The sequence below is a fragment of the Thioclava sp. L04-15 genome, assembly GCF_002020275.1.
GTDB lineage: Bacteria > Pseudomonadota > Alphaproteobacteria > Rhodobacterales > Rhodobacteraceae > Thioclava > Thioclava marina.
This window is the reverse complement of record NZ_MPZW01000002.1, coordinates 159,068-183,002: the sequence shown is the minus strand read 5'-3', so window position 1 is coordinate 183,002 and position 23,935 is coordinate 159,068. Positions and strand designations below refer to the sequence as shown.

The 23,935-nt window shown below is 63.8% G+C and carries 21 protein-coding genes; 9 read left to right on the top strand and 12 right to left on the bottom strand.

What is annotated here, in order from left to right; genetic code table 11:
- Positions 1 to 289: 289 nt before the first annotated feature.
- Both BMI90_RS07015 and BMI90_RS07010 read right to left on the bottom strand, forming a co-directional pair.
- Positions 290 to 1,210 (bottom strand): TetR/AcrR family transcriptional regulator, encoded by a 921-nt coding sequence (locus BMI90_RS07015; protein ID WP_210401927.1) that lies wholly within the window; start codon positions 1,208 to 1,210, stop codon positions 290 to 292.
- Between the two features lie 76 nt (positions 1,211 to 1,286).
- A complete protein-coding gene (locus BMI90_RS07010) occupies positions 1,287 to 2,357 on the bottom strand; it encodes a site-specific integrase (protein WP_078527607.1) in 1,071 nt (356 codons plus the stop codon).
- Between the two features lie 132 nt (positions 2,358 to 2,489).
- On the opposite strand from BMI90_RS07010, the gene dusA reads away from it, so the two are divergent.
- Entirely contained in the window at positions 2,490 to 3,485 is a 996-nt protein-coding gene (gene dusA / locus BMI90_RS07005; protein ID WP_078528107.1) for a tRNA dihydrouridine(20/20a) synthase DusA, read from the top strand.
- A gap of 24 nt (positions 3,486 to 3,509) precedes the next feature.
- Positions 3,510 to 4,325 (top strand): sulfite exporter TauE/SafE family protein, encoded by an 816-nt coding sequence (locus tag BMI90_RS07000; RefSeq protein WP_078527605.1) that lies wholly within the window; start codon positions 3,510 to 3,512, stop codon positions 4,323 to 4,325.
- Positions 4,326 to 4,388: 63 nt separating this feature from the next.
- On the opposite strand, the gene mazG is transcribed toward BMI90_RS07000, so the two are convergent.
- Positions 4,389 to 5,231, bottom strand: coding sequence for a nucleoside triphosphate pyrophosphohydrolase (gene mazG, locus BMI90_RS06995; RefSeq protein ID WP_078527603.1), 843 nt, complete (start codon positions 5,229 to 5,231; stop codon positions 4,389 to 4,391).
- Between the two features lie 63 nt (positions 5,232 to 5,294).
- Between mazG and BMI90_RS06990 the strand changes: the two genes are divergently transcribed.
- The 3 genes from BMI90_RS06990 (at position 5,295) to BMI90_RS06980 (ending at position 8,359) form a co-directional block, all read left to right on the top strand.
- Entirely contained in the window at positions 5,295 to 6,458 is a 1,164-nt protein-coding gene (locus BMI90_RS06990; RefSeq protein WP_078527601.1) for a M20 aminoacylase family protein, read from the top strand.
- 223 nt (positions 6,459 to 6,681) lie between these two features.
- Positions 6,682 to 7,809 (top strand): peptide chain release factor 2, encoded by a 1,128-nt coding sequence (prfB, locus tag BMI90_RS06985; RefSeq protein ID WP_078527599.1) that lies wholly within the window; start codon positions 6,682 to 6,684, stop codon positions 7,807 to 7,809.
- A gap of 4 nt (positions 7,810 to 7,813) precedes the next feature.
- Positions 7,814 to 8,359, top strand: coding sequence for an AAA family ATPase (locus tag BMI90_RS06980; protein ID WP_078527597.1), 546 nt, complete (start codon positions 7,814 to 7,816; stop codon positions 8,357 to 8,359).
- Here the strand turns inward: BMI90_RS06980 and BMI90_RS06975 are convergent.
- Positions 8,356 to 9,444 (bottom strand): Hint domain-containing protein, encoded by a 1,089-nt coding sequence (locus BMI90_RS06975; protein WP_078527595.1) that lies wholly within the window; start codon positions 9,442 to 9,444, stop codon positions 8,356 to 8,358. The genes BMI90_RS06980 and BMI90_RS06975 overlap by 4 nt on opposite strands.
- A 291-nt stretch (positions 9,445 to 9,735) precedes the next feature.
- Between BMI90_RS06975 and BMI90_RS06970 the strand changes: the two genes are divergently transcribed.
- A complete protein-coding gene (locus BMI90_RS06970) occupies positions 9,736 to 10,509 on the top strand; it encodes a DUF2189 domain-containing protein (protein WP_078527593.1) in 774 nt (257 codons plus the stop codon).
- 105 nt (positions 10,510 to 10,614) lie between these two features.
- On the opposite strand, the gene htpX is transcribed toward BMI90_RS06970, so the two are convergent.
- The 5 genes from htpX to BMI90_RS06945 all read right to left on the bottom strand — a co-directional run bounded on the left by htpX (position 10,615) and on the right by BMI90_RS06945 (position 17,556).
- Positions 10,615 to 11,559, bottom strand: a complete 945-nt coding sequence (htpX, locus tag BMI90_RS06965) for a zinc metalloprotease HtpX (protein WP_078527591.1) — start codon at positions 11,557 to 11,559, stop codon at positions 10,615 to 10,617.
- A 98-nt stretch (positions 11,560 to 11,657) separates the two neighbouring features.
- A complete protein-coding gene (locus BMI90_RS06960) occupies positions 11,658 to 14,798 on the bottom strand; it encodes an efflux RND transporter permease subunit (RefSeq protein WP_078527589.1) in 3,141 nt (1,046 codons plus the stop codon).
- Positions 14,795 to 16,111, bottom strand: a complete 1,317-nt coding sequence (locus BMI90_RS06955; protein ID WP_168172735.1) for an efflux RND transporter periplasmic adaptor subunit — start codon at positions 16,109 to 16,111, stop codon at positions 14,795 to 14,797. The genes BMI90_RS06960 and BMI90_RS06955 overlap by 4 nt, the downstream gene beginning before the upstream one ends.
- A 229-nt stretch (positions 16,112 to 16,340) precedes the next feature.
- Complete coding sequence (gene tpiA, locus BMI90_RS06950) at positions 16,341 to 17,084, bottom strand: triose-phosphate isomerase (RefSeq protein ID WP_078527585.1); 744 nt, start codon at positions 17,082 to 17,084, stop codon at positions 16,341 to 16,343.
- Between the two features lie 103 nt (positions 17,085 to 17,187).
- Positions 17,188 to 17,556 (bottom strand): iron-sulfur cluster assembly accessory protein, encoded by a 369-nt coding sequence (locus BMI90_RS06945; RefSeq protein ID WP_078527583.1) that lies wholly within the window; start codon positions 17,554 to 17,556, stop codon positions 17,188 to 17,190.
- A gap of 176 nt (positions 17,557 to 17,732) precedes the next feature.
- On the opposite strand from BMI90_RS06945, the gene BMI90_RS06940 reads away from it, so the two are divergent.
- Positions 17,733 to 19,385 (top strand): SulP family inorganic anion transporter, encoded by a 1,653-nt coding sequence (locus BMI90_RS06940; RefSeq protein WP_078527581.1) that lies wholly within the window; start codon positions 17,733 to 17,735, stop codon positions 19,383 to 19,385.
- A gap of 70 nt (positions 19,386 to 19,455) precedes the next feature.
- Here BMI90_RS06940 and BMI90_RS06935 read toward each other — a convergent pair whose 3' ends face one another.
- The 3 genes from BMI90_RS06935 to BMI90_RS06925 all read right to left on the bottom strand — a co-directional run bounded on the left by BMI90_RS06935 (position 19,456) and on the right by BMI90_RS06925 (position 21,698).
- The gene (locus tag BMI90_RS06935) at positions 19,456 to 20,526 is read right to left on the bottom strand and encodes an alkene reductase (protein WP_078527579.1); all 1,071 of its coding nucleotides are present in this window, start codon (positions 20,524 to 20,526) and stop codon (positions 19,456 to 19,458) included.
- 233 nt (positions 20,527 to 20,759) lie between these two features.
- A complete protein-coding gene (locus tag BMI90_RS06930; protein ID WP_038078223.1) occupies positions 20,760 to 21,125 on the bottom strand; it encodes an SUF system Fe-S cluster assembly protein in 366 nt (121 codons plus the stop codon).
- 147 nt (positions 21,126 to 21,272) lie between these two features.
- On the bottom strand, positions 21,273 to 21,698 hold the full coding sequence (locus tag BMI90_RS06925) for a rhodanese-like domain-containing protein (RefSeq protein ID WP_246831503.1): 426 nt from the start codon (positions 21,696 to 21,698) through the stop codon (positions 21,273 to 21,275).
- Positions 21,699 to 21,886: 188 nt separating this feature from the next.
- On the opposite strand from BMI90_RS06925, the gene prfA reads away from it, so the two are divergent.
- Together prfA and prmC are read left to right on the top strand one after the other, a co-directional pair.
- The gene (prfA, locus tag BMI90_RS06920) at positions 21,887 to 22,942 is read left to right on the top strand and encodes a peptide chain release factor 1 (RefSeq protein ID WP_078527575.1); all 1,056 of its coding nucleotides are present in this window, start codon (positions 21,887 to 21,889) and stop codon (positions 22,940 to 22,942) included.
- The gene (prmC, locus tag BMI90_RS06915; protein ID WP_078527573.1) at positions 22,939 to 23,796 is read left to right on the top strand and encodes a peptide chain release factor N(5)-glutamine methyltransferase; all 858 of its coding nucleotides are present in this window, start codon (positions 22,939 to 22,941) and stop codon (positions 23,794 to 23,796) included. The genes prfA and prmC overlap by 4 nt, the downstream gene beginning before the upstream one ends.
- Positions 23,797 to 23,935: the final 139 nt, after the last annotated feature.

Genomic DNA, 23,935 nt, shown 5'->3' with positions numbered 1-23,935 from the left:
TGCAGTAATGGATGGCGCGGCATGAATGTATTCTCGATGAAATAATGTGGTTGCAGCGGCGGCAATCATTATTGATCCACCTAGCGCAAAGCCCAAATTGCGAAACTTTCGTGTGGAAATTAGTCCAGCCGTCGATATTTCTAACGCAGCGGTCAGATAGTGAAACCAGCCGGGATATCCCCATCGAATGTAACTGGCAGCCTGCTCATTGGAGATAAAGATATTTCCGAGACCGCCAAAAACGAAAAATACCACTAACAGCCAAGTAAGGGATGATTTTAAATTCAACCTACTCATGGATTTGCCGTCCTTGTTTCAGCATGCCTGTGAGAAATGTTTCAACGGTTTCCGACGCCAAATATGCAATTTCGTCTGAAGATGGCGGATGGTCGGACAAGCCGATCAATGATCGCAGCTGTGGTCCGGTAACAAGCATGCTTATAAATTGCTCCGCTTGCATTTCCAGAGCGTTGAAGGATTTGAATTCCCCAAGTGGGCGCTGCCGAAGCCACGAAGCCAATAGATTGATCGCATGCTGGTGACCCGAATACCAAACTGCCTGTGCCAATTCTGGAAAGCGCGCGCCCTCTGCGATCATTAACCTGTGGAGGGAAAGCGAGCGTGGCTGTAAGATTATTTCCAAAACCCGCTGCCCGAACGCAGAAAGAGCCAATCGCGCTTCTAGCTCTTCAATTTTCATTTCCGCAAGTGGTTTTGCAGCCTCTTTACACAAGCGAGTTATCGCTTCAATGAAAAGCCCCTTCTTGCCTCCGAAGTGTTGGTAAATATTTCGTCGTGAACCTCCAACTTGCGCGATGAGCTCATCAATTGAAACTGCCTCATAGCCGTGTTCGAGAAACATCAATGCGGCTGTGTCTGTAAGTGTTTGAATTCTGGCGGCGCCTTGTGAGGTGCGGTGGTTTGGAGGTGGTTCCATGAGGAAATCCAGAACAGGCATATGATTTGGTACGGTATAGTACCATACATTATGTTCTGCAAGCTTTCTTGTGTTGGGCGTTCCCGCAGCTGTATCGCACACAATGAGGTGGGAAATCCTGTGATCTGCCAAAGGCAGAATATGGAAGAGGCATCGACCAAGAGCGCGCCGAGCATTTTGCAATGACGCGAGCTTCGGAACTTGGCGCTCGAAAATTCGCAAGTATCGTTGGCTGCACGCCTCCGCAGCCAACGAAGCATTGATAATTTGCAAGTAGCTCGGCTGATGTCTGGCCTATTTGAGCCTTTTCAAGGGGGCAGGCTGGCGAGCCTTCCGTAAGGCTGAGAACTTAGTCTCTATCGATCGCATGTTGGAGGCCGGGCCAGCTTGCATATTTGTCGCCGGTTTCGCGGATGTGCGTGTAGCGTTTCAGGCTGACCCAAGACCTGTGTCCGCTGACGGCTGCGACATGAGGAATGTTCCAGCCCATTTCGAACAGCCGAGAAATGCCTTCGTGGCGCAGATCGTGGAAGTGCAGATCTTCGATTCCGAGCAGCTTGCAAGCGCGGGTGAAGTTGGCCGTGATCGCGTCCGGAGAGTAGGGGAAGATCTCAGTCTTGCTCTTGCGCATGCTGTCGATGATCCGAATGGCTTCCTCGGGCAGATCGACCCAGGTATCGTTTCCGAGCTTCTCGCCGGGATGCTTCATGTCACGGACCAGAACGCGTTTGTGTTCCTTCTGGAAATCATCCCAGGTGAGTCGGGTGATCTCTGCCTGTCGGCGCGTCGAGAAGAGAGCGAACACGATCACCTTGTGCATGGGCATGGCCTGAGGTGTTCTCTGGCGTCGATCAACGAAATGAGCCAGCAGCCGGTCGAGTTCATCGAGGGTGGGTCTGCGGTTCCGCTGCGCGGAACGCGAGATGATCCCCATGCGGCGCGCGACGGTGATCGCGTCTCTCATCTCCCGGTCATCCAGTCGGAAGTCCCACATCGGTCGTGCTATGGCGAATATGGAGGCGAGATGGCTCGCATAGTTCCCGACTGTTTGCGGTTGTCCGGGCAGTGACTGAAGGAACTCGATGACATCCTTCGACTTGATGGTGGAACAGGGCAGATCGGCGATCGGGTAGGAGGCGATGGTCCTGAGGACCTGCGCCTTTGTGCGACCGATGTCCTTCACCGTTTCTTCGGTGTAGCGCTCGATCGCTTTGGACAGGGGAGGGTCGGATGCATTCAGTTCCTCCAGCGCTCCTGGCTTGGCAAGCTCTTTCTCACGCTTCTTTATCCAGGCGGTCGCAGCGGGGCGTCTGTCAAAGGTTTTCGTCTCATGATAAGTAGAGCCCTCTCGCATTACACGCACACGTGCTAGGTAGCTGCTACTGCCATCTTTACGTTTGCGCGTGGTAATCGAGCCCATGATGACCTCCTGACTTGGTACATGGGAATTCTATTTGGTACATTGTGCCAAGTCCAGCGTCGAAATCGGCGTGTTTGGTACAGAATAGGCGGGAACGAGACGAAGATGAGGCGCAGTTAAGTGACGGATAAAATTAAAAAATATGATTTATCAAAGGTCTCTCGCCTGTCCGTGGCGCCGATGATGGACTGGACCGACCGGCATTGCCGCTATTTCCATCGTCAGATCAGTTCTCAGGTGCTGCTCTATACGGAAATGGTGACGGCGCCTGCGGTGATCCACGGCGATCGCGCGCGGCTTCTGGGCTTTGACGATGCCGAGCATCCGGTGGCGTTGCAGCTTGGCGGTTCGGATCCGCGCGAATTGGCCGAGGCCGCGACGATCGGCGCGGATTTCGGCTATGACGAGATAAACCTCAATTGCGGCTGCCCGTCGGATCGGGTGCAATCGGGCGCCTTCGGTGCGGTTTTGATGAAGACCCCCGATCTGGTGGGCGAGTGTTGTGCCGCGATGATCGCCGCGCAACCTGTCGAGGTCACGGTGAAATGCCGGATCGGGGTGGATGATCAGGAGCCGCAGGAGGTTCTGCCCGCATTTCTGGAAAAGATCGCTGCGGCCGGTGTCACCCGTGTCACCATTCATGCCCGCAAGGCTTGGCTGCAAGGCCTCTCGCCCAAAGATAACCGCGAGATCCCGCCGCTCGATTACCCGCTGGTCCACGCGATGAAAGCGGCCTTCCCGCAGCTCCATATCTCGATCAATGGCGGCATTGCGGATCTGGCCGCCGCCGAGGCGCAACTCGGGCAGGGGATCGACGGGGTGATGGTCGGGCGTGCGGCCTATCACCAGCCGATGGAGGTTCTGGGCGCAGCCGATGCGCGACTCTGGAGGCAGGGCGAGGCGCGCGACGCCTTTGAGGTGGCCGAGGCGATGATCCCCTATATTTCCGATCACCTTGCAAAGGGGGGACGCCTGCATCAGATCACCCGACACATGCTGGGCCTCTTCCACGGCAAGCCCGGCGCGCGCCGCTTCCGCCAGATCCTCTCCGAGGGGGCCACGCGCGAGGGCGCCGGGGTTGAACTTTTCGAGAGCGCGTTGTCAGCGCTGCGTGAACGGGTTAACTGAGCGGAAATCAAGGAGTTTCCGCCCATGCCCGATCTGTCCACCCTTGTGCCCCTCGTGCTGATCCTGATGGGGGTGGGCGCTTTCGCGGGGGTTCTCGCGGGCCTTCTGGGCGTCGGCGGCGGGATCGTTCTGGTTCCCGCCTTCTTCTATCTTTTCAACGGCTTGGGCTATGCGTCCGACGATCTGATGCAGGTCTGTGTGGCGACCTCTCTGGCGACGATCATCGTGACCTCGATCCGCTCGGTCATGGCCCATAACCGCAAGGGCGCGGTCGACTGGGTAATCCTCAAGCAATGGGTGGTGCCGATCGCCATCGGCGCGGTGATCGGCGTGCTGGTGGTGCATCAGCTGCGCTCCTCCACCATGCAGATCATCTTCGCGGTGATGGTGATGGTGATCGCGCTTTACATGATGTTCGGCAAATCGAGCTGGCGGATCTCGGACGGGCTGCCGGGCGGGCTGTTCCGCGCCTGGTTCGGGCCACTGATGGGGTTTCTGTCGGTTCTGCTGGGGATTGGCGGCGGTTCGATCGGCACACCCATGCAGACGTTGCACGGCATCCCGATCCACCGCGCGGTCGCGACCTCGGCGGGCTTCGGCGTGACCATCGCTCTGCCCTCGGCGATCGGCTTCCTGCTCACGCCCGTGGCCGATGCGCCGCCCTATTCGATCGGGGCGGTGAACATCCCCGCCTTCCTGATCGTGATCGCGATGACCACCTTCACCGCGCCGCTGGGTGCCGCGCTGGCGCATAAGCTCGATCCGAAGAAGCTCAAGCGCGTCTTTGCGGTCTTCCTGATGCTGGTCGCGCTGAACATGCTGCGCAAGGCGTTTCTCTGAGCCTTTCAGCTTGCCCGAAATACCTCGGGGGGCGCGACAGCGCGGTGGCAGAGCCCTCTCCGGTCACTTGATCCCCCGCGCTTTCGCCGCGTTCCAGAGCGCGTCCATCTCGTCCAGATCGCTATCCTTCGGAGCCTTGCCGCGCGCCTCGAGTTCACGCTCGATATAATTGAAGCGATTGGTGAATTTCAGATTTGCCGCGCGCAGAGCGCCCTCCGGATCGAGCTCGAGATGCCGTCCGAGATTGACCATCACGAAAAGCAGGTCGCCATATTCCTCGGCCAGCTCTTCGGGCCCGAGCTGGTCGCGCGCCTCTTCCAGCTCGCGCGCCTCCTCGACGATCTTTTCCAGCACCTCGTCGGTCGAGGGCCAGTCGAACCCGACCCGCGCCGCACGGTTCTGCAATTTGATCGCCCGGGTCAGCGCGGGCAGCCCCAGCGCGACTCCATCGAGAACCCCGACGCGCTCGGTCTTGCCCGCCGCGGCCCGCTCGGCCGCCTTGATCTTTTCCCAATCCGCGGTTTGCTGCGCCGCAGATTTGTCGCGGCTCTCATTGCCGAATACATGGGGGTGGCGCGCCACCATCTTGGCGTTGATCGCCCGCAGTACATCGGCGATGTCGAACCGGCCCTCTTCCGAGGCCATCTGCGCGTGATAGACCACCTGCAGGGCCAGATCGCCCAGCTCTCCGGGCAGCTCTTCCCAGGCCTGCCGCGCGATCGCATCGGCGACCTCATGGGCCTCCTCGATCGTGTAGGGGGCGATGGAGGCGAAATCCTGTTCGAGATCCCAGGGGCAGCCCGTTTTCGGGTCGCGCAGACAGGCCATGATCGCGATCAGCCGGTCGAACTGATGCGCGGCCTCCCCGCTTTCGTCAAAGATCAGCGCGTCATCGGGTTTGGCCATTGCAGCTTGCCTCCTGCCATGCGATTGCCTCTGGCCTAACCATCCGCGCGAGGGAAGTCCACCATGCCCGTCATCAATCGAATCGCCGATCTCGGAGACCGGATGACCGAATGGCGGCGCTGGCTGCATCGCCATCCCGAACTTGAATTCGACCTGCCGCAGACCTCCGCCTTCGTGGCTGAACGCCTGCGCGAGATCGGTGTCGACGAGATCCATGAAGGCATCGCCCAAAGCGGTATCGTGGCGCTGATCAAGGGGCGCGCGCCGGGCCCGGTGGTGGGGCTGCGCGCCGATATGGACGCGCTGCCGATCACCGAGGAGACCGGTGCGGATTACGCCTCCGAGACGGAAGGTAAAATGCATGCCTGCGGTCATGACGGGCATACCACGATGCTTCTGGGCGCGGCCGCCTACCTCGCCGAGACGCGCAATTTCGCAGGCATCGTGGCGCTGATCTTCCAGCCCGCCGAAGAAGAGGGCGGCGGCGGAGAGGTAATGGTGCGCGAGGGCGTCATGGACCGTTTCAAGATCGCCCGCGTCTTCGCCATCCATAACGCGCCGGGCCTGCCGTTCGGCCATTTCTACACCACGCCGGGCCCCTATATGGCCTCGGTCGATACCGCCTGGGTCACGGTGCGCGGCAAGGGCGGGCATGGCGCCACGCCGCAAGATTGCATCGACCCGATCGTCGCGATCACCGGCATGGTCAACGCTCTGCAGACGGTGGTGGCGCGCAATGTCGGTGCGGGCGACGAGCTGGTGATTTCCGTCACCCAGATCCATGTCGGTTCTGCTTCGAACATCATTCCCGAAGAGGGATGGTTCTGCGCCACGATCCGCGCCTTCGATCCCGCGATCCGAGATCTGGCGGAAGGCCGTTTTCGTGACATCGTGTCGGGGCTTGCCGCGGCGCATGGCGTCGAGATCGAGATCACCTATGAGCGCGGCTACCCGCCCACGGTCAATGACGCGGATGAGGCCGAGTTCGCCGCGACGGTCGCCGAGGAAATCGCCGGCACCGGCCGGGTCGAGCGTCGCGCCGCGCGGGAAATGGGGGCGGAGGATTTCTCCTACATGCTGGAGACCCGCCCGGGCGCCTATCTCTTCATGGGAACGGGCGAGGGCCACGGCCTCCATCACCCGCGTTACGATTTCAACGACGAGGCCGCCCCGATGGGCGCGTCCTTCCTCGCGCGGTTGGCCGAACGCGCCTTGCCGATCGGCTGAAACGGGGGCGCTGCCCCCATCCGCTGACGCGGATTCCCCCGAGATATTTCCATCAAGAAGAAGTAGGCGCGCTTTTTCCTTCTTCTTGATCCAAATATCTCGGGGGAGCCTGCCGAAGGGCAGGCGGGGGCAGCGCCCCTTCGCCGCCTCTTGCGACGCCGGTGCTTGCGGGCGGGCTGTCGATTTCGTATCACCCGCACCAAGATATCACGAAGGACGACATATGCGCGCCGAGACGCAGAATATCGTGGAGCAGATCCGCAAATCGCTTGCCCTGCTGGGCCAGCGCATGGATCTCGAGACCGCGCCGCACCGGATCGAGGAATTCAACGCCATGATCGAGGATCCCACCTTGTGGGACGATCAGGCGCGCGCGCAGAAGCTGATGCGCGATCGTCAGCAACTGATGGACAAATTCGAGACCTATCAGCGCATCGAGCAGGAGCTCACCGACAATGTCGAGTTGATCGAACTGGGCGAGATGGAAGACGATGCCGAGATCGTCTCCGAGGCCGAGAAATCGCTCAAGGCGCTGAAAGAGGAGGCCGCGGGCAAGGAACTCGAGGCGCTTCTCGATGGCGAGGCGGATGGCAACGATACCTATCTCGAAGTGCATTCCGGCGCGGGTGGCACGGAAAGCTGCGACTGGGCCTCGATGCTGGCGCGGATGTATGTCCGCTGGGCCGAGAAGAAGGGGTACACGGTCGAGCTCGAATCCGAGAGCCCGGGCGAAGAGGCCGGGATCAAATCGGCGACCTACAAGATCTCGGGCCCCAATGCCTACGGCTGGCTGAAATCGGAATCGGGCGTGCACCGTCTCGTTCGGATCTCGCCCTATGACTCGGCGGCGCGCCGTCACACCTCGTTCAGTTCGGTCTGGGTCTATCCGGTGGTCGACGACAATATCGACATCGTGGTGAACCCTTCCGATATCCGTGTCGACACCTACCGGTCCTCGGGCGCCGGCGGTCAGCACGTGAACACGACCGACTCGGCGGTGCGGATCACCCACATCCCGACCGGGATCGTGGTGACCTCCTCGATGAAATCGCAGCACCAGAACCGCGAGATCGCGATGAACGCGCTGAAGTCGCGCCTCTACCAGATGGAGCTCGACAAGCGCACCGCTGCGATCAACGAGGCTCACGAGAACAAGGGCGAGGCGGGCTGGGGCAACCAGATCCGGTCCTATGTGCTTCAGCCCTATCAGATGGTGAAGGACCTGCGCACCGGGTTCGAGACCTCGGATACGCAAGGCGTGCTCGATGGAGATCTCGACGGGCTCATGGCGGCGACGCTGGCCATGGGGGTCGAGGGCAAATCCCGAGCCGACGCACAGGCGGCGGACTGAGCCGATGGCGGCGCGGGTTCATATCACCGGCGCCGCAGGGTCTGGAACCTCGTCCCTCGGACGGGGGATTGCCGAGCGTCTTGATGTGCCCCATCTCGACACTGACGCGTTCTTCTGGGCGCCGAGCGATCCGCCCTATACCGTCAAACGCCCGCCCGAAGAGCGGCTTCAACTGATGGAAGAGGCGAAAGCGCCCGGGGGATGGGTGATTTCCGGTTCGCTCGATGGCTGGGGGGAGCCGGTGATCGAAGGGGCGGATCTGATCGTCTTCCTCAGCGCTCCGACACCGATCCGTCTGGCCCGCATCCGCAAACGCGAGGCGCTCAAGTTCGGTGAGAGGATCCGGGCGGGAGGCGATCTGTTTCATAACCACGCCGCCTTTCTGAAATGGGCGTCGAACTATGACGATCCCTATTTCTCGGGGCGTTCGCTGTCGCGTCACCGGGAGTGGCTGGCGGGACGATCCGAGCCGGTGCTGAACCTCTCGGGCGCGCGTCCGGTGGAGGATCTGGTCTCCACCGTGCTCGCGACACTCAGCACGCGCGGCTAGATCACCGTCACGAGGGTATCCTGCAGGACCTTGGCGTTGCGGTGGTGGCGCGCCACGAGATTGCGCGCCTTTTTTCCCGTCACCAGCGGCCGCGCGGGTGGCGGCGGATTCGTCGGATCGAGATCGGGCAGGAGCCGATGCCAGGCCTGCCGGGTGGCGCGGGGCAGGGTGCGTGTCACCTCCGGGCCGAGCAGCAGTGTCTCAGCTTCCGTGCCGTTTGCGATGACCACCTCGTGGCGATCGAAGAGCACATGGATATATGCGGGTTCACATGCGTCGCGCAGCACCGAGATCCCGGGCAGGGCGGTGAGGTGGCGCGCGGCGATCAGGACCTCCGGTTCGGTTGTCATCCGCTCGACGATACGCGAACGCAGCAAGATGCGGTGTTGTGGCGATACCACCAGATCCTGTGCGGGCCGCCCCGGCCCGAGCGCCCCTGCGGCGATCCGGATCGGACAGAGTTCGGGGCGCAGGTCGATATCGCCCGCGTTCAGATGCCGCCGGGCGATCCAGCGAAGCGGTTGCGCGCCGTGGTCCAGGGTCAGGACCGTATCGCCCACCCGAAGGCTCTCGACCGGGCGGGGGCCGTCAGGCGTCTCTATCTGCGTGCCCGGCGTGAAGCAGGGCACCATCGATGCGTAATCCTGATTGCTCGAGGCGACGTAGGTGAGAGTGACGCCTTCGGGCGGGGCATCGCCTTCCCAGGAAAAGCCGATGATCTGGTCGTTATAGGTATATGGGTCGGAATAGGTTCGCACCGAGATCGCGACGAGACGATACGTATTCGTGCCGTCGGTCAACGAGACCTCGTATTCGTCCTGAAGCATCGAGCCCGCGGCATAGGTTACACCCCCGATCACCGTGTCCTGGGTGAGAACTTGCCCCTCGCTGTCATCGTCGAGCGTGCCGCTCGAGCCATCGGTGTCGGAGATCTCAACCTGGGTTGGCGCGGCGCCGGTGTTCACCGTGAGTGTGGGGGAGGAATACCAGCCCCATTGGGCGCCGGACGGGCTTTGCTCGAGGATGCCGGCGGCGCTGGTCGTCGCCGAATCCAGCGAAAAGATCTTGAGGCTGTAGGTGGTCATCGCGTTCAGTCTGTCTTTGTCGCGAGCAGGTTTGCCGGAGCCGACACCGATTTCGGTCCTGCACACTTAAGATGATCGGTCTGATTTTCAATTGTGTCGGGAATGTGCTGGGTCGACGTCGAAATTGGGGCCCAATCCGAGAACTGTCCCGTTTTCGCGACGCTTGAAGCCTGTTTTTTGCATCTGCATTGCTGCTCTGCGGCAGAGGTTTTTCTCGACAGATCACGGATGCGTGACGCAACGTGAGTGAACAGGCTCTGGGGAGAGGGCCTGTCTGTCAGGGAGAGTAGAATGCAACAAGTGATGTCTGAGCCGTCCGAGCTGCCGCATTTTCGCGACATGCCGGTCTCGGCGATCCCGGAGGTGCTGCGTGAGGGGTGGCGCGATTTCCTGCGCGCGCCCGCTTTCGGGCTGATGTTTTCGGGCTTTTATGTCCTCGGCGGGATCGTGCTCTGGATGGTGTTTTCGGCACGCGGCGAGGAATGGTGGCTCATTCCCTTCGCGCTTGGTTTTCCGCTGCTCGCGCCCTTCGCGGCGATCGGGCTTTACGAGATCAGCCGCCGGATCGAGGGAGGGGAGCCCCTGGTCTGGGGAGAGGTGATGGCCTGCTGCATCTCGCAAAAGGACCGGCAGATCCCGTCCATGGCGATGCTGATCCTGATGATGTTCATGTTCTGGGTCTTCGTGGCCCATACCACCTTCGCGCTGTTCATGGGGTTGTCGGCCTTCACCAATGTCAGTTCGTCGCCCGAAATCCTCTTCACCGGGAACGGGCTTGCGATGCTGGCGATCGGCTCGATCATCGGCGCGATCTTCGCACTGACGTTGTTTTCCTTCACCGTGGTCGGCCTGCCGCTCCTGATGGAGCGCGAGATCGACATCATCACGGCGATCCTGACCTCGATGCGCGCGGTGATCGCCAACCCGGTCTCGATGGGGATCTGGGGCCTGACGATCGCGCTGAGCCTGTTCATCGGGATGATCCCGATGTTCCTTGGGCTTCTGGTGGTGCTGCCGGTGCTCGGCCATGCGAGCTGGCACATGTATCGCCGCCTGACCTACTGAGACTTCGGCGCGTTCGCGTCGCTGTCTCTTGGGTCGCGATTAAGGCCAAGGAGGCGCCCGACCGTTCACTCGGTCGGGCGCTCTTGCTTTGCGGTGATGGCTGGATCAGCTCCAGGGGCCGGAGCGATGCTTGCGCCGCACCGGCGGCACGGAGCTGTCGCGGAATCCCGTCATCTCGGGTTGCGGAGCGGGGCGGGGCTGCGTCGAGCGAGGGCCCGAACCGCCCGCCAGCTGGCGCAGCGCCGCAACGCGGTTCGCGGTCGAGGGGTGGGTTGCGAAAAGGTTATCCGCGCCCTGACCATGCAGCGGGTTGATGATGAACATATGGGCCGTGGCCGGGTTGCGCTCTGCTGCGATATTGTCGACGCGCGCTGCGCCCGCCTCGATCCGCTCGAGCGCCGAGGCCAGCCAGAGCGGGTTGCGGCAGATCTCGGCACCTGCCTTGTCGGCGGCATATTCGCGCGTCCTCGAGATTGCCATCTGAACGAGTGCGGCTGCCAGCGGCGCGAGGATCATCATTGCGAGCGTGCCCAAGATTCCCATCCGCTCACGCGAGCCGCCGAAGAACAGCGCGAAATTCGCCAGCATGCCGATGGCACCGGCGAAAGTCGCCGTCACGGTCATGATCGCGGTGTCGCGGTTTCGGATGTGGGCAAGCTCATGGGCGATCACCCCGGCGAGTTCCTCGCGCGAGAGGCTCTGCATCAGGCCCGCCGTCACCGCGACGGCTGCGTTTTCCGGGTTGCGGCCGGTGGCGAAAGCGTTGGGTTGAGCTGTGTCGAGCAAGTAGACCGCGGGCATCGGCAGCCCGGCATTGCGGGCCAGTTCGCCCACAAGCTCCGTCAGTCCCGAGCGGTCATTCGGTCCGACCGGGTGCGCATTGTGCATCCTCAGGACCATCTTGTCGGAGTTCCACCACGAAAAGGCGTTCATCCCGGCAGCCACGACCAATGCGATCAGCGCGCCCCCGGTCCCGCCAAGCAGGTATCCGAGCCCCATGAACAAGGCCGTCAGCGCGGCCATCAGAATCGCGGTCTTGACGTATCCCATTCTCTTTCGCGTCCTCTCACCTGACGTGATCCCAAGCGAGGCAGATATAGGTGCCGCGCGGCGCCATGCAATCGGCGCCGCGCGATGAGCGGGACGTGTCAGGTCTTCGTGGCGGGCTCGGTCAGCGGCGCGGCGCTGTCCTCCTCAGCCTCTTTGGTGGCGAGATTGAGGCCGAAATCTTCGAGGATCGCCAGCAGCGCCGGGGTCACGAAGAGCGACAGGACCGTCGCGGCGGTCATACCGAAGGCGAGGCTCGCGACGATAGGCCGAAGGAACTGCGCCTGGGTGCTTTGTTCGAGAAGGAGCGGTCCGAGCCCCACGATCGTCGTCAGCGAGGTCAGGAAGATCGCACGGAAACGATCGCGCACCGCCTCGCGGCCCGCCTCGCTGATATCGGAACCCGCCGCGCGGCGTTCGCCGATGAACGCATCCAGCAGGATCGAGTCGTTCACCACGACGCCGGCCAGGGTTGCGAGGCCCACGAGGCTCGGCAGCGAGATCTGCATGCCAAGCGCCATATGGCCCCACATCACGCCCACAAGGCTCAAGGGGACCGCCGCGATGACCGCGATGGGACGGATGAAACTCGACATGTAGAAAGCCAGCAGAAGATAGACGCCCACGACACCCGCCGTCATGTAGCGCGCCAGCGAGGCACCCGTCGTCGCCGTATCTTCCTCTTCACCCAGCACGATAACCTTGATGCCGGGACGTTTCTGCGCCAGCTGCGGCAGGTAATCGGCACGCATCGCCGCCATCAGTTCGCGCGCATTGGCGACCGCGGCGTTGATCGAGCCCTGCACCGAGACGGCGCGCTGCCCGTTCACATGGGTGATCGTGTTGAATCCACGCGTCTCGGTGACATCCGCCACCGCCGAGAGCGGCACCAACGCGCCATTCGCCCCCGGTACGCGCAGCGCCAGCACGTCGCTCAGGGTCTGACGTTCGGACGGCGCCAAGCGCGCCACCACGTCGACCTGTCCATAGGCATCGGCGAAGCTCACTGCGCTGTCTCCCCGGAAGGCCGCGCGCAGCTCGGTTGCAAGCGCCTGCGGGGTCACGCCCAGCAGGTTGGCCGCCGCCGGGCGCATCCTCACCACGATCTCGGGTTTGCCGGGTTGCAGATCGAAAGTCACGTCGCGCACGCCGTCGAAGCCCCGGAAGAACTTGCGCAGCTCGCGTGCGGTGATCGCGAGATCGTCCAGATTGTCGCCTTCGAGCAGAAGGTCGATCGGCTTGCCCCCGGCACCGCGTTCCTTGTCGGTGATGCGGAAGGCCGCCATGTCGGGCATCTGCCCTACGAACTTCTTCCAGGTATCGAGGATCACGCCCACCTCGGTCGAGCGCGTACCCGCAGGCAGCAGTGCGGCGCTGACGGTGGCCATGTTCGGACCGCTGCTCGGGCTGTCGGCATTGGCGCCATAGGTGATCGTATAGCTCTGCACGAGTTGCTGGCCGTCGGGTTGCTCGGGGGTCAGCTCTGCGTTGAGCTGTTCAAGCGCCTTGACCACCTTGGCGACCCGCGCCTCGGTGCGGGCAAGCGGCGAGCCTTCCGCGAGCAAGAGCCGCGCCTCGACCGTGTCGCTCTCCAGCGTCGGGAAGCTCTGGTACTTGATGAACCCGCCGGTGAACGGGGCGACCGACAGGGCCACGATGAAGATCGCAAGTCCGATCGTGAGGTAGCGATAGCGCAACGCGCGCTCGGCCAGCGGCACGATGACCCCGTCGCGCAGCTTGTCGAACGCGCCATTGACCGCACGGCTGACCCGGCCCGGGCGCAGATCGCCATGGAGCGAGTGGCGCATATGGGCGGGCAGGATCAGGAACGCCTCGACCAGCGAGATCGTGAGCGTGAGCAAAAGCACGATCGGGATGTATTTCAGAAGCGCCCCGATATTGCCGGACAGGAAACTCAGCGGCCCGATGATCATCGCGGTCGTGAGGAACGAGGCCAGCACGCCGGGACCGACCTGCAGCACGCCGTTGACTGCGGCCTCATGCGCGCTTTCGCCCTTCTGTCGCCGGCGCACGATGTTCTCCGAGATCACGATCGCATCGTCCATCAACAGACCCGTCGCGACCAGAAGTGCCACCATCGTCATCATGTTGATCGTGTAGCCCAGCATCTGCATAGCGAAGATCGCGCCGAGGAAGCTGACCGGCAGGCCCATCGCGACCCAGAAGGACATGCGTAGCCCGAAGAAGAGCCACATCGCCACGAGGACGAGAATGAGGCCCTGAAAGCCGTTCGTGCCGATGATCCGCAGGCGCTCGCGGATGTTCTGGGTGGAATCTTGCGAGATCGAGAGGGTGATATTGCCCGGCGCCTCGGCGCGGGCCTTGTCGAGCTGGCGATCGAGGGCGGCCTTCACCTTCAGCGCATCCTGCGAACCGGTCTTCGATACTGCCACGATCGCCGCGCGCTGGCCGTCGAAATAGGTGGCCTGCGCGGGATCGGAGAACCCGGCGGTGATCTTGGCCACGTCGCCCAGCCGCACTTCGCCGCCCGTCGCGCTGCCCGCGATCGGTATCTGGCCCAGCTCTTGCGGGGTGCGTTTTTCGCCAAGGAAGCGGATCGCGGTGTCGCCCGAGCGTCCCTCTAGCGTACCTGCGGGCATGTCGAGGCTGTAGCGCGCGAGACCCGTGCCGATCTCGGTCATGTCGAGCCCGTAGCGCTCCAGCGCCGCGCGGTCGAATTCGATGGCGATCTCGCGATCCGAGAAGCCGTTCACATCGACCTGCGAAATTGCCGGGTCGGCGCGCAGCTGATCGGCGAGATGCTGGGCATAGGCGTAAAGCACCGCCGGATCCTTCGGTCCGGTCACCGCGACCGAGGAAACCGAGGCCACACGCTCGACGATCTGCGTCACCGGATCATCGGCCTTGGTGGGGAAGGAGGTCACCCCGTCCACCGCATCCTTGATGTCGTTGTAAAAGCGCGTCATGTCCGCGCCTTCGATCATCTCGGCGGTGACCTGGGCCGCGTTTTCGCGTGCAAGGCAGGTGAGCTTGGCGAGGTTCTCGACCTTCATCAACACCGGATCGAGCACGGTGCAGATCCCGGTCTCCACCTCGGCGGGGGCCGCACCCGGATAGGTGATGCGCACCGAGACATCCGAAGGCGGCGTCTCGGGGAAGGTGTCGCGCTGCATCATCGGCAGGGCGAGCAGCCCCAGCCCCGAGATCGCGATCATCAGGATATTGGCCGCCGTGCGGTGGCCCGCGAACAGACGGATCATTGCGCGGCCTCTTTGTTCTTGCCGCCGCCTGCGCCGCCGCCCGAGCCGGGCTTGGGGGCCTCCGCCGCCTGACCGAGCGCCTCGGCGAGGATCTCGGCCTTGCGCGCATCATCCTCGAGCGGCTTCACCGCCATGCCCGGGACCGCGATCGAAGGGTCCGTCACGACGAGCTGATCGCCCGGCTTGAGCCCGTTCGTCACCACCGCGATATCGCCCGAGACGAAACCGGTCGTCACGGGGCGCTTCTCGAGCACGCCTTCGGCCGAGACAACGAGCGCCAAGCCGTTTTGCACCGCCTCGACCGGCACCACGAGCGCCTTGCGCTTGGGGGCGGAAAGCTCGACTTCGACGACCATGTTGCGCCGCAGCGGCGGGCGTTGACCTGCGACGCTCTGGCTTTGCGGGTCGTCGACGCGCACCACGACCGGCGCGCTTTGCGTGCGCTCGTCGATCGCCTCACCCATGCGCTCGACCGTGGCGGGCCAGTCGACCTGATGCTCGGGCGCGGGCAGTTTCACCTTGGCCTTGAGATCGGTAACCTCGGTGCCTTCGCCAGCCAGACGCAGCAGCGGGCCGATCCGTCCGATCGGGAATTGCGCCGAGATATCGACCGCTTCGGTGCCTTCGCCGGTCAGCATCACCTGACCCCGGCTGACATATTGCCCCAGATCGGCGCTGATCGAGGCCACGCGAAGCTCATAGGGCGCGCGGATCTCGGCAAAACCGATCGAGCGTTCGAGCGAGCTGCGCTGCGTGCCCAGAACTTCGCGTTCCGCGCCATTCAAGGTGATCTGGTTTTCAAGCTCGGTGACCTTGGTGCGCGCGGTCAGCTCCTGGCGGCGCGTGGCCTCCAGTGCCGCTTGCGTCACCACGCCCTGACTGTTGAGCCGCTCCTGACGTTTGAGATCTTCCTGCATCAGCGCGAGGTCGGATTGCGCCAGCGCAAGGCTCGCCTTGACGGTCTCATCCTTGACCTTCGAGGCGGCGAGCTGCGCGTCGATATTCGCCAGATCGAGTTTCAGATCGCTGTCGTCGATGCGGAACACGAGCGTCCCAGCGGGCACGATGTCGCCGGGGGCGAGCGGGTGGGCGACCTCGGTGACCTCTCCCTCGATCCGCGCCACCGCACGCCATTCGCGCACCGGCGCGATCGTGCCGTAGCCGCTGACCCGCGGAACGAGATCGATCGGTTCAAGCGTGATGACCCGAACCGGCGTCGGATTGCGCTTCGTTTCAGTGGGTTCGGGCAAGCTCTTGAGATTGCCTGCGTAATAGATCGCGAACACCCCAAGTGCCGCCGGCACAGCGACCATCAAAACCCGCCGAACGTACCCGCCCGCTGTCGTCATCTGTCTTTTCCGCCCTGTTGCATGACCCTGGCGGCACTATGGGCGAAGAGATTTGACTTGGCGAGACCGATATGTGCTTTGACATCTTCGGTCATACCCGAGTTGGAGCGGGGCGGTCCTGCCGGCGACATGGAAAAACCGCCCGGCATGGAGACCGGGCGGCGAATTGGTATCTGCAATGGTCGGGCGCGGCTCAGCTGGCCGCAAGCGCCTCGATGATCGCACCGAAATCAGCGGCCTTGAGCGAGGCCCCGCCAACCAGCGCGCCATCGACATTCGAGACCGCGAAGATCTCGGCGGCGTTCGAGGGTTTGACCGACCCGCCATAGAGCAGACGCATCCCGTCGCCCTCGGCTCCGAAACGCTTGATCAGCTGTTCTCTCATGAAATCATGGACTTCCGCGATCTGCTCAAGCGTCGGGGTACGGCCGGTGCCGATCGCCCAGACGGGTTCGTAGGCGATGACGGTATTGGCGGCGCTCGCATGATCGGGCAGCGAACCCTTGAGCTGGTTGCCGATCAGGGTCAGCGTCTCGCCCGCGTCACGCTGGGCCTCCGTCTCGCCCACGCAGACCACCGCGACAAGATCCGCCTCGATCGCGGCTTCGGTCTTGGCGCGCACGATCACGTCGCTCTCATGATGATCGGCGCGGCGTTCGGAATGCCCGAGGATCACGTAGGAACCGCCCGCATCGCGGATCATCTGCGCGGAAATGTCGCCGGTATGCGCCCCCGAGCTGCGCATGTGGCAATCCTGGCCCCCCACCGCGATCCGGCCCGCAGCCGTCATCGACATGCCTGCGATCAGCGTCGCGGGCGGGCAGAGCAGAACGTCGCATTTCGGGTGGGGATGGGCTTCGATGAGCGCCGAGACCTCGTGCAGGTCGCCCTTGAGCCCGTTCATCTTCCAGTTGCCGGCAGCAAGTTTCTTGCGCATGTGGTTTCTCTCTCCCTGATGTCATTGCGCGGGAGATTAGGCCAGGGCGCGGCTGCTCGCAAAGGGCAAATTGGCGCGGGGCAGGGCGGACCTGCGCGGTGGCTCAGGTGGTCTCGTCGGCGTCGACGTCGCGAAACTTGATCGACTCGCCGCAGCCGCAGGCCTCGACCACGTTCGGATTGCGAAATTTGAAGCCGCTTTCCAGAAGGCCGGTCTCGTAGTCGATCTCGGTGCCGAGCATGAACATCTGCGCCATCGGCGCGATCAGAACCCGCGCGGGGCCTTTCTCGACCACGATATCCATCGGACCGGCCTCGGCCGCGACTTCCATCGTGTATTCCATCCCCGCGCAGCCGCCCTTCTTGACGCCGATGCGGAAACCGGCCGCATTTTCGCGCGCCATCAGCTTGGCAATCTGCGCGACGGCGGCATCGGTCAGGGTAACGGGATCTTGTCCGGGAACGTTGAACATGGGGCGCGGTCTCCTTCGTGCAACAACCTAATGCGCGCGGTCGGGATTTCCAAGGGCGCCTCCGGGACAGGGCCGCACAGCGCGGGTGCGCGCGCCCGGGCGATGGACCCGTGTCGCGCGATGGCCTAACACGGAAGGAGAAAGACCCACCGATCGTCGCGGAGACCGCCTGAGACATGCGCCCGAGCCTGCCCCTTTTCCCGAGCCTGCCCAGCTTTGCGCCGCGCGCGGATCTGTTTGCGGCGCTGACTTTGGCCGCGATCGCGATCCCCGAACAGCTCGCGACTGCGCAGCTTGCGGGCCTTCCCGCGGCGCAGGGGCTGATCGTTTTCGCCGTGGCCTCGGTGGTGATGGTGCTGGTCGGGCGCAACCCGACGCTTTCGGTAGGCGCGGATTCGACCATCGCGCCCCTCATCGCCACTGCACTTGCCGCGATGGGCGCGATGCCCGGGGATCCGGCGCTTCTGGCCGCGATGGTGGGCGCGATGCTGCTTGTCGTCTGGCTGTTGCGGCTTGAATGGATGGCCGAGCTCTTGTCGAAACCCGTGACCTCCGGGATGCTCGCGGGGATCGCGGTCCATATCTTCGTGGGCCGACTGCCGGTCGCCCTGGGGCTGTCCCTGCCGCCCGGAAGCCCGATCGAGACCGTTCCCGCGCTTTGGGACGCCTCCGGGCAGGCCAGACTCGCGCCTTTCGTCATGGCCGCTCTGATCACGCTGGCCTGCGTGATCGGAGCGGCGGTGAACCGTCGCTTGCCGATCCCCCTGAGCGCGCTGGTCTGTGCGATTGCCGTGGCCGCCTTCGCGGATCCCTCGGGCGAGATCTTCCCGCGCATCCGGGGAGTGGCGGGCGATGCGGGGCTGCACTGGCCCGCTTTGTCCGCCGCACGCGCGATCGACCTGCTGCCCACCGCGCTCTCCATCACCTTCCTGTGCCTCTCGCAGACCACGGTCGTTCTGCGCACGAGCGGCGCCGATAGCGCGCCCGAGCGCCGCAACGCCTTCGGCGCGCTGGCGCTGGCAAATCTGGCCACGGCCGCGGGAGGCGGGTTCGGTGTCAACTCGAGCCCGCCCCGGACCCAGATCCTGCGTGAAAGCGGGGCGGGTTCCCAGCTCGCGGGGCTGGGTGCCGCGCTGATCGGGCTGGCGCTGCTCGGTCTGGGCGCGGGGGTGCTCAGCAATCTGCCCGCCGCCGCGCTGGCCGGCGTTCTGAGCTATATCGCCCTGCATCTGCTGAGTTCGGCCCGATTGCACGACCTGATCCGCCGCAGTTCCTCCGAAGGGGCGATCGCCTTGGCGACCGCCGGGCTCGTGATCCTGTTGCCGCTGCAATACGGCTTGCCGCTCGCGATCCTGCTCTCGCTCGTCTATGCCTCGATGCCGCTTTTCCAGTCGCAGGTCGTCGAATTGCATAACGTCCCCGGCACCACGGTCTGGTGGCGCCGACCCGCAAGCGACGAGGAGCCCGAGCGTTACGAGGGCGTGCTGGTTCTGGGCATCACCTCGCCGATCAGTTTCGCGAATGCTTCCGGAATCATGAACGGCATCCGCCGCCACGTCGCCGCGATGCCCGGGGCCCATCTCGTGGTTCTGGAATGCGCGGGCGTGCTGGCGGTCGATCTGACCGGGGCGGACCGGCTCGGCGCGCTGATCGAGGAGTTGCGCGGGCGTGGCCTCGTCGTGGCGCTCGCGCGGCTCGAAGCCCCCCATGCGCAAGACGACCTCGCCCGAAGCGGTCTGCTTTCGACCCTGGGCGAGAAATTCGTCTTCCAGTCGGTCGATGCGGCGATCGGGATCCTCGGCGGTCCGGCCGACAAACCCGTGACCTGACGCGCCAAACCCGTGGACGTAATGAAAATGCGGGCCCGCAGGCCCGCATCGCTCAATCACTCAGACGGTCTCAGTCGAGAAAGGGATAATCCGTATAGCCCTCGGCCCCGCCGCCATAGAACGTCGCCGGGTTCGGTTCGTTGAGCGCCGCCCCGGTCTCGAAACGCTTCGGCAGATCGGGGTTCGCGATGAAGAGCTTCCCGAAGGCCACCGCCGTGGCCCCGTCGGCCAACGCCGCCTCGGCCATCTCCTTGCTATAGCCATTATTGGCGATATAGGGCGCCCGGATCTTCGCGCGCAGCGTCTCGATCCCACCCTCGGGCCAGTCACGCGGGCCGCCGGTCTGCCCCTCGACGAGATGTACGAAGGCCATGTCCTGCGTGTTGAGGAAATCGACCACGGCCCCGAAAAGCGCCGGCGTATCGCTGTCGATGCCGACATTGTTCGCATTCGACCAAGGCGAGAGACGGATACCGACCCGACCCGCACCCCAGACGCTCACGACCGCCGAGACCGCTTCGCGCAGGAAGCGCGTGCGGTTCTCGATCGACCCGCCATAGGCATCCTCGCGCGTATTCGAGGTGTCGCGCAGGAACTGGTCGATCAGGTAGCCATTCGCGGCATGGATCTCGACCCCGTCGAAACCCGCAGCTTTCGCATTCGCGGCCGCCTTGCGGTAATCCTCGATGGTCGCGGCGATCTCCTCGACGCTCAGGGCATGCGGCGTGGTGGTCTCGACGAACCCCTCGCCGTCGAAGGTCTTCGACGCGGCGGAGATCGCCGAGGGGGCCACCGGATCGCGCCCGCCCAGAAGCTGCGGCACCGAGATCCGGCCGACATGCCAGAGCTGCGCCACGATCTTGCCGCCCGCGCCATGCACGGCCTCGGTGACTTTCTTCCAGCCCGCGACCTGATCGTCATTGTAGATCCCCGGCGTCCAGGCATAGCCTTGGCCCATCGGCGAGATCTGCGTGCCCTCGGTCACGATCATCCCGGCGCCTGCGCGCTGGCGGTAATATTCGACCGTCAGATCGGTCGGCACCAGATCGGGCGCGCGGTTGCGGGTCAGGGGGGCCATCACGAAACGGTTGGCGATCTCGATCGCACCGAGTTTGGCGGGGGTGAAAAGCGTATCGGTCATGCAAGTCCTCTTCTCAGGTTTGCGCATCGGTCCGTTGAGATGGGGCGGGGCGGGGCGAGGACAAGCGCGCCCGCGCGCGACCCATTGTGCGAAAATGCAAGAAGGGAGCACGACCGCCCCCTTCTTCTTGACGAAAATATCTCGGGGGGCTCGCGGGACGCGAGCGGGGGCAGCGCCCCCTCCCGTTCAGGCCCTGCCGCCCCGTGACGGGGCCCGAGCCGCCCTCAAACCGATCACATGAAGCCCAGTTCCAGCCGCGCCTCGTCCGACATCATGTCCATGCCCCATTGCGGATCGAAGGTCATCTCGATGTCGACGTCGCGCAGCCCTTCGACGCAGGCCACCGCATCATGCACCCAGCCGGGCATCTCGCCTGCCACGGGGCAGCCGGGCGCGGTGAGCGTCATGATCACCTTCGCGTCGTTCTCGGGGCTGATCTCGATCGTGTAGACAAGGCCCAGATCGTAGATGTTGACCGGGATTTCCGGGTCGTAGACCGTACGGCAGGCCTCCACGACCTTCTCATAGAGCGGATGGTCGGTGGTCGAGGGCTTGATCAGCGGCGTGCCTTCGAGCGGCTCTTCGGGCGTGGCGGTCATCGGGGCCTCTTTCGCGGTTCGCGCCCGAGAGGGCGGCAATCAGGGGGCGTCTATTTCTCGACTGTTTATCTAGGTCATTGCGCGAGAGGCGTAAAGGGACGCACCGTCGCGCCCGGCCAAGTTGTGATCGCGCGGCCCCGGATTGCGTCACTCGGGTTTGTAGGCCGCCCAGTCCCGCCAGCCGTCGATCCCGGTTTGCAGCACCACGACATTCTTGCGCCCCGCCGTGCGTAGCGCGAAGGTCGCCATCGAGCTCAGCGTGCCGGTGTTGCAAAACAGGATGGTCTTTTGCTCTTCGGGGATCTCGTCGATCCGGTCGAGCACCTCGCGCCATTCGATATTCACCGCGCCGGGAATGGTTTCCCGGGCGAATTGCGCGGGATCGCGGGTGTCCACGAAGAGGACATTCTCGAAGACCTCCCTGTCGATCTGTTCGGGCAGGATGATCCCGTCCTCATAGCCCGAGAACATCATGTAGTCGTTCATCGCCTCTATGGCGGCGTCGCGGTCCTGTGCGAGCGCGGGCGTGGTGCCCAGCACGAGCAGGCTCGTCATGATCAGGTTGCGGATCATCATTTCTCTCCCTCGGGTCTCTCCCGGCGCGCGGTTTAGCAAAGGGCCGCAAGCGCGTCATCTGTTTGTTACATGCGGATCGCCGCGCTCCGGATCGGGTGTGCCCGAGCGGCAAACACCCTGCGTCACAGGGCTGTTGCACCGCTCTGCGCTTGACGCCCCCCGCGCTTCACGCCAAACCGAGCCTCATGTTGCCCGAAGAGAAACTCGACCAGATCCTTGCACGCTTCGAGTACCTCGAGGCGCAGCTCAACGCGGGCGCGGATCCCGCAAAGATCGCCGAGATCAGCCGCGAATATTCCGAGCTCAAACCGGTCGTGACCGAGGTCGAGGCCTGGCGTCAGGCGCGGGCCGATCTTGCCGAGGCGGAGGGCTGGCTGAGCGATCCCGAGATGAAAGGGCTGGCCGAGGAAGAGCTGCCGCGCCTCAAGGCCCGCATCCCCGAGATGGAACAGGCGCTGCGCCTTGCGCTTTTGCCGAAAGATGCCGCCGATGCGCGCCCCGCGATCCTTGAAATCCGCCCCGGCACGGGCGGCGAGGAAGCCGCGCTTTTCGCGGGCGATCTGCTGCGCATGTATCAGAAATACGCCGAGAAACACGGCTGGCGGTTCGACCTGATGGACCTGACCGAGACCGAGCTCGGCGGCGTCAAGGAAGCGGTGGCGCGGATCGAGGGCGAGGGCGTCTTCGCCCGGATGAAATACGAGAGCGGCGTGCACCGGGTTCAGCGTGTGCCCGAGACCGAAGCCGGTGGGCGCATCCATACCTCGGCGGCTACCGTCGCCGTTCTGCCCGAGGCCGAGGACGTCGATATCGACATTCCCGCCTCCGATATCCGGATCGACACGATGCGCGCGTCGGGGGCGGGCGGCCAGCACGTGAATACCACCGACTCGGCGGTGCGCATCACGCACCTGCCGACCGGCATCGTGGTCACGAGCTCCGAGAAATCCCAGCACCAGAACCGCGCCAATGCGATGGCGGTGCTGCGCGCGCGGCTTTACGAGGCCGAACGCGACCGCGCGGCCTCGGAACGCGCCGAGACGCGGAAGTCCCAGGTGGGGTCGGGCGATCGTTCGGAACGCATCCGAACCTATAATTTCCCGCAAGGGCGCCTGACCGATCACCGCATCAACCTCACCCTCTATTCCCTTGATAAGGTTATGGAAGGTGAGATCGAAGAGGTGATCGACGCGCTGATTTCGGACGATCAGGCGGCCAAGCTCGCGGAGATGGACGGGTGAGGGCGCAAGAAGCGCTGATCGCCGCCACCCGGCGCCTGAAAGAGGCCGGGATCGAGGGCGCGTCGGGCGATGCGCGCAGGCTTCTGGCGCATGCGCTCGGCATTGCGCCCGAGCGGCTGACGCTCGCGCTGCACGATCCGCTGCCCGATGACGCGGCCACTCGCCTTGACGCCGCGATCGCGGCCCGTATGCAACACCAGCCCGTCGCCCAGATCACCGGAAAGCGTCTGTTTTGGGGACATGAGTTCCGCGTCACCCGCGACACGCTCGATCCGCGCCCGGAGACAGAGATCCTCGTGCAAGTGGCGCTCGAACGCCCTTTCATTCATGCGCTTGACCTTGGCACCGGCACCGGCTGCATCCTGATTTCGCTTCTGAAATCCATGCCCTTCGCGGCGGGAACGGGTACCGATCTTTCTTCCGCGGCTCTGGACGTCGCCAAAGGGAACGCGGACGCGCTCGGCGTCGGGAAACGGGCGAAATTCCTGCTGTCCGACTGGTTTTCCGCCGTTCCGGGACGCTTCGATCTGATCGTGTCGAACCCGCCCTATATCGCGCAGGACGAGATGGCGGGGCTGTCGCGCGATGTTCGCGAATGGGAGCCACACTCGGCCCTGACCCCCGGCGGTGACGGTCTCGATGCCTATCGCGCGATTGCGCTTGGGGCTCCGGCGCGGCTTATGGCGGGCGGGCGGATCGTGCTCGAAATCGGGCCGACCCAGGCTTCGGCTGTGACGGAGCTGCTTGCTGCGCAGGGGTTCGAACAGATCGAGACCCGGCAGGACCTCGATGGGCGCGACCGCGTCATTGTGGCGCAGAAGCCCGGTGACGCTGGCGATTGTGGTGCCAGTTGAGCGCAAATTCGCGCAAAACCTGGGAAAATCCGGGGAAAACGTGGATTTGACACATTTTCCGACTTGAAAGCCCACTCCGCACATGTTTAGTCAAGCCTGTGCAGGGCGGATCGATATCCCCCGCACGGCTCAGCTTCAC

Bases quoted from the DNA above. Each gene is read 5' to 3' on its own strand.
- BMI90_RS07010 (WP_078527607.1), bottom strand. From the start codon at position 2,357: ATGGGCTCGATTACCACGCGCAAACGTAAAGATGGCAGTAGCAGCTAC.
- BMI90_RS07000 (WP_078527605.1), top strand. From the start codon at position 3,510: ATGCCCGATCTGTCCACCCTTGTGCCCCTCGTGCTGATCCTGATGGGG.
- mazG (WP_078527603.1), bottom strand. From the start codon at position 5,231: ATGGCCAAACCCGATGACGCGCTGATCTTTGACGAAAGCGGGGAGGCC.
- BMI90_RS06990 (WP_078527601.1), top strand. From the start codon at position 5,295: ATGCCCGTCATCAATCGAATCGCCGATCTCGGAGACCGGATGACCGAA.
- prfB (WP_078527599.1), top strand. From the start codon at position 6,682: ATGCGCGCCGAGACGCAGAATATCGTGGAGCAGATCCGCAAATCGCTT.
- BMI90_RS06980 (WP_078527597.1), top strand. From the start codon at position 7,814: ATGGCGGCGCGGGTTCATATCACCGGCGCCGCAGGGTCTGGAACCTCG.
- BMI90_RS06975 (WP_078527595.1), bottom strand. From the start codon at position 9,444: ATGACCACCTACAGCCTCAAGATCTTTTCGCTGGATTCGGCGACGACC.
- BMI90_RS06970 (WP_078527593.1), top strand. From the start codon at position 9,736: ATGCAACAAGTGATGTCTGAGCCGTCCGAGCTGCCGCATTTTCGCGAC.
- htpX (WP_078527591.1), bottom strand. From the start codon at position 11,559: ATGGGATACGTCAAGACCGCGATTCTGATGGCCGCGCTGACGGCCTTG.
- BMI90_RS06960 (WP_078527589.1), bottom strand. From the start codon at position 14,798: ATGATCCGTCTGTTCGCGGGCCACCGCACGGCGGCCAATATCCTGATG.
- BMI90_RS06955 (WP_168172735.1), bottom strand. From the start codon at position 16,111: ATGGTCGCTGTGCCGGCGGCACTTGGGGTGTTCGCGATCTATTACGCA.
- tpiA (WP_078527585.1), bottom strand. From the start codon at position 17,084: ATGCGCAAGAAACTTGCTGCCGGCAACTGGAAGATGAACGGGCTCAAG.
- BMI90_RS06945 (WP_078527583.1), bottom strand. From the start codon at position 17,556: ATGTTCAACGTTCCCGGACAAGATCCCGTTACCCTGACCGATGCCGCC.
- BMI90_RS06940 (WP_078527581.1), top strand. From the start codon at position 17,733: ATGCGCCCGAGCCTGCCCCTTTTCCCGAGCCTGCCCAGCTTTGCGCCG.
- BMI90_RS06935 (WP_078527579.1), bottom strand. From the start codon at position 20,526: ATGACCGATACGCTTTTCACCCCCGCCAAACTCGGTGCGATCGAGATC.
- BMI90_RS06930 (WP_038078223.1), bottom strand. From the start codon at position 21,125: ATGACCGCCACGCCCGAAGAGCCGCTCGAAGGCACGCCGCTGATCAAG.
- BMI90_RS06925 (WP_246831503.1), bottom strand. From the start codon at position 21,698: ATGATCCGCAACCTGATCATGACGAGCCTGCTCGTGCTGGGCACCACG.
- prfA (WP_078527575.1), top strand. From the start codon at position 21,887: ATGTTGCCCGAAGAGAAACTCGACCAGATCCTTGCACGCTTCGAGTAC.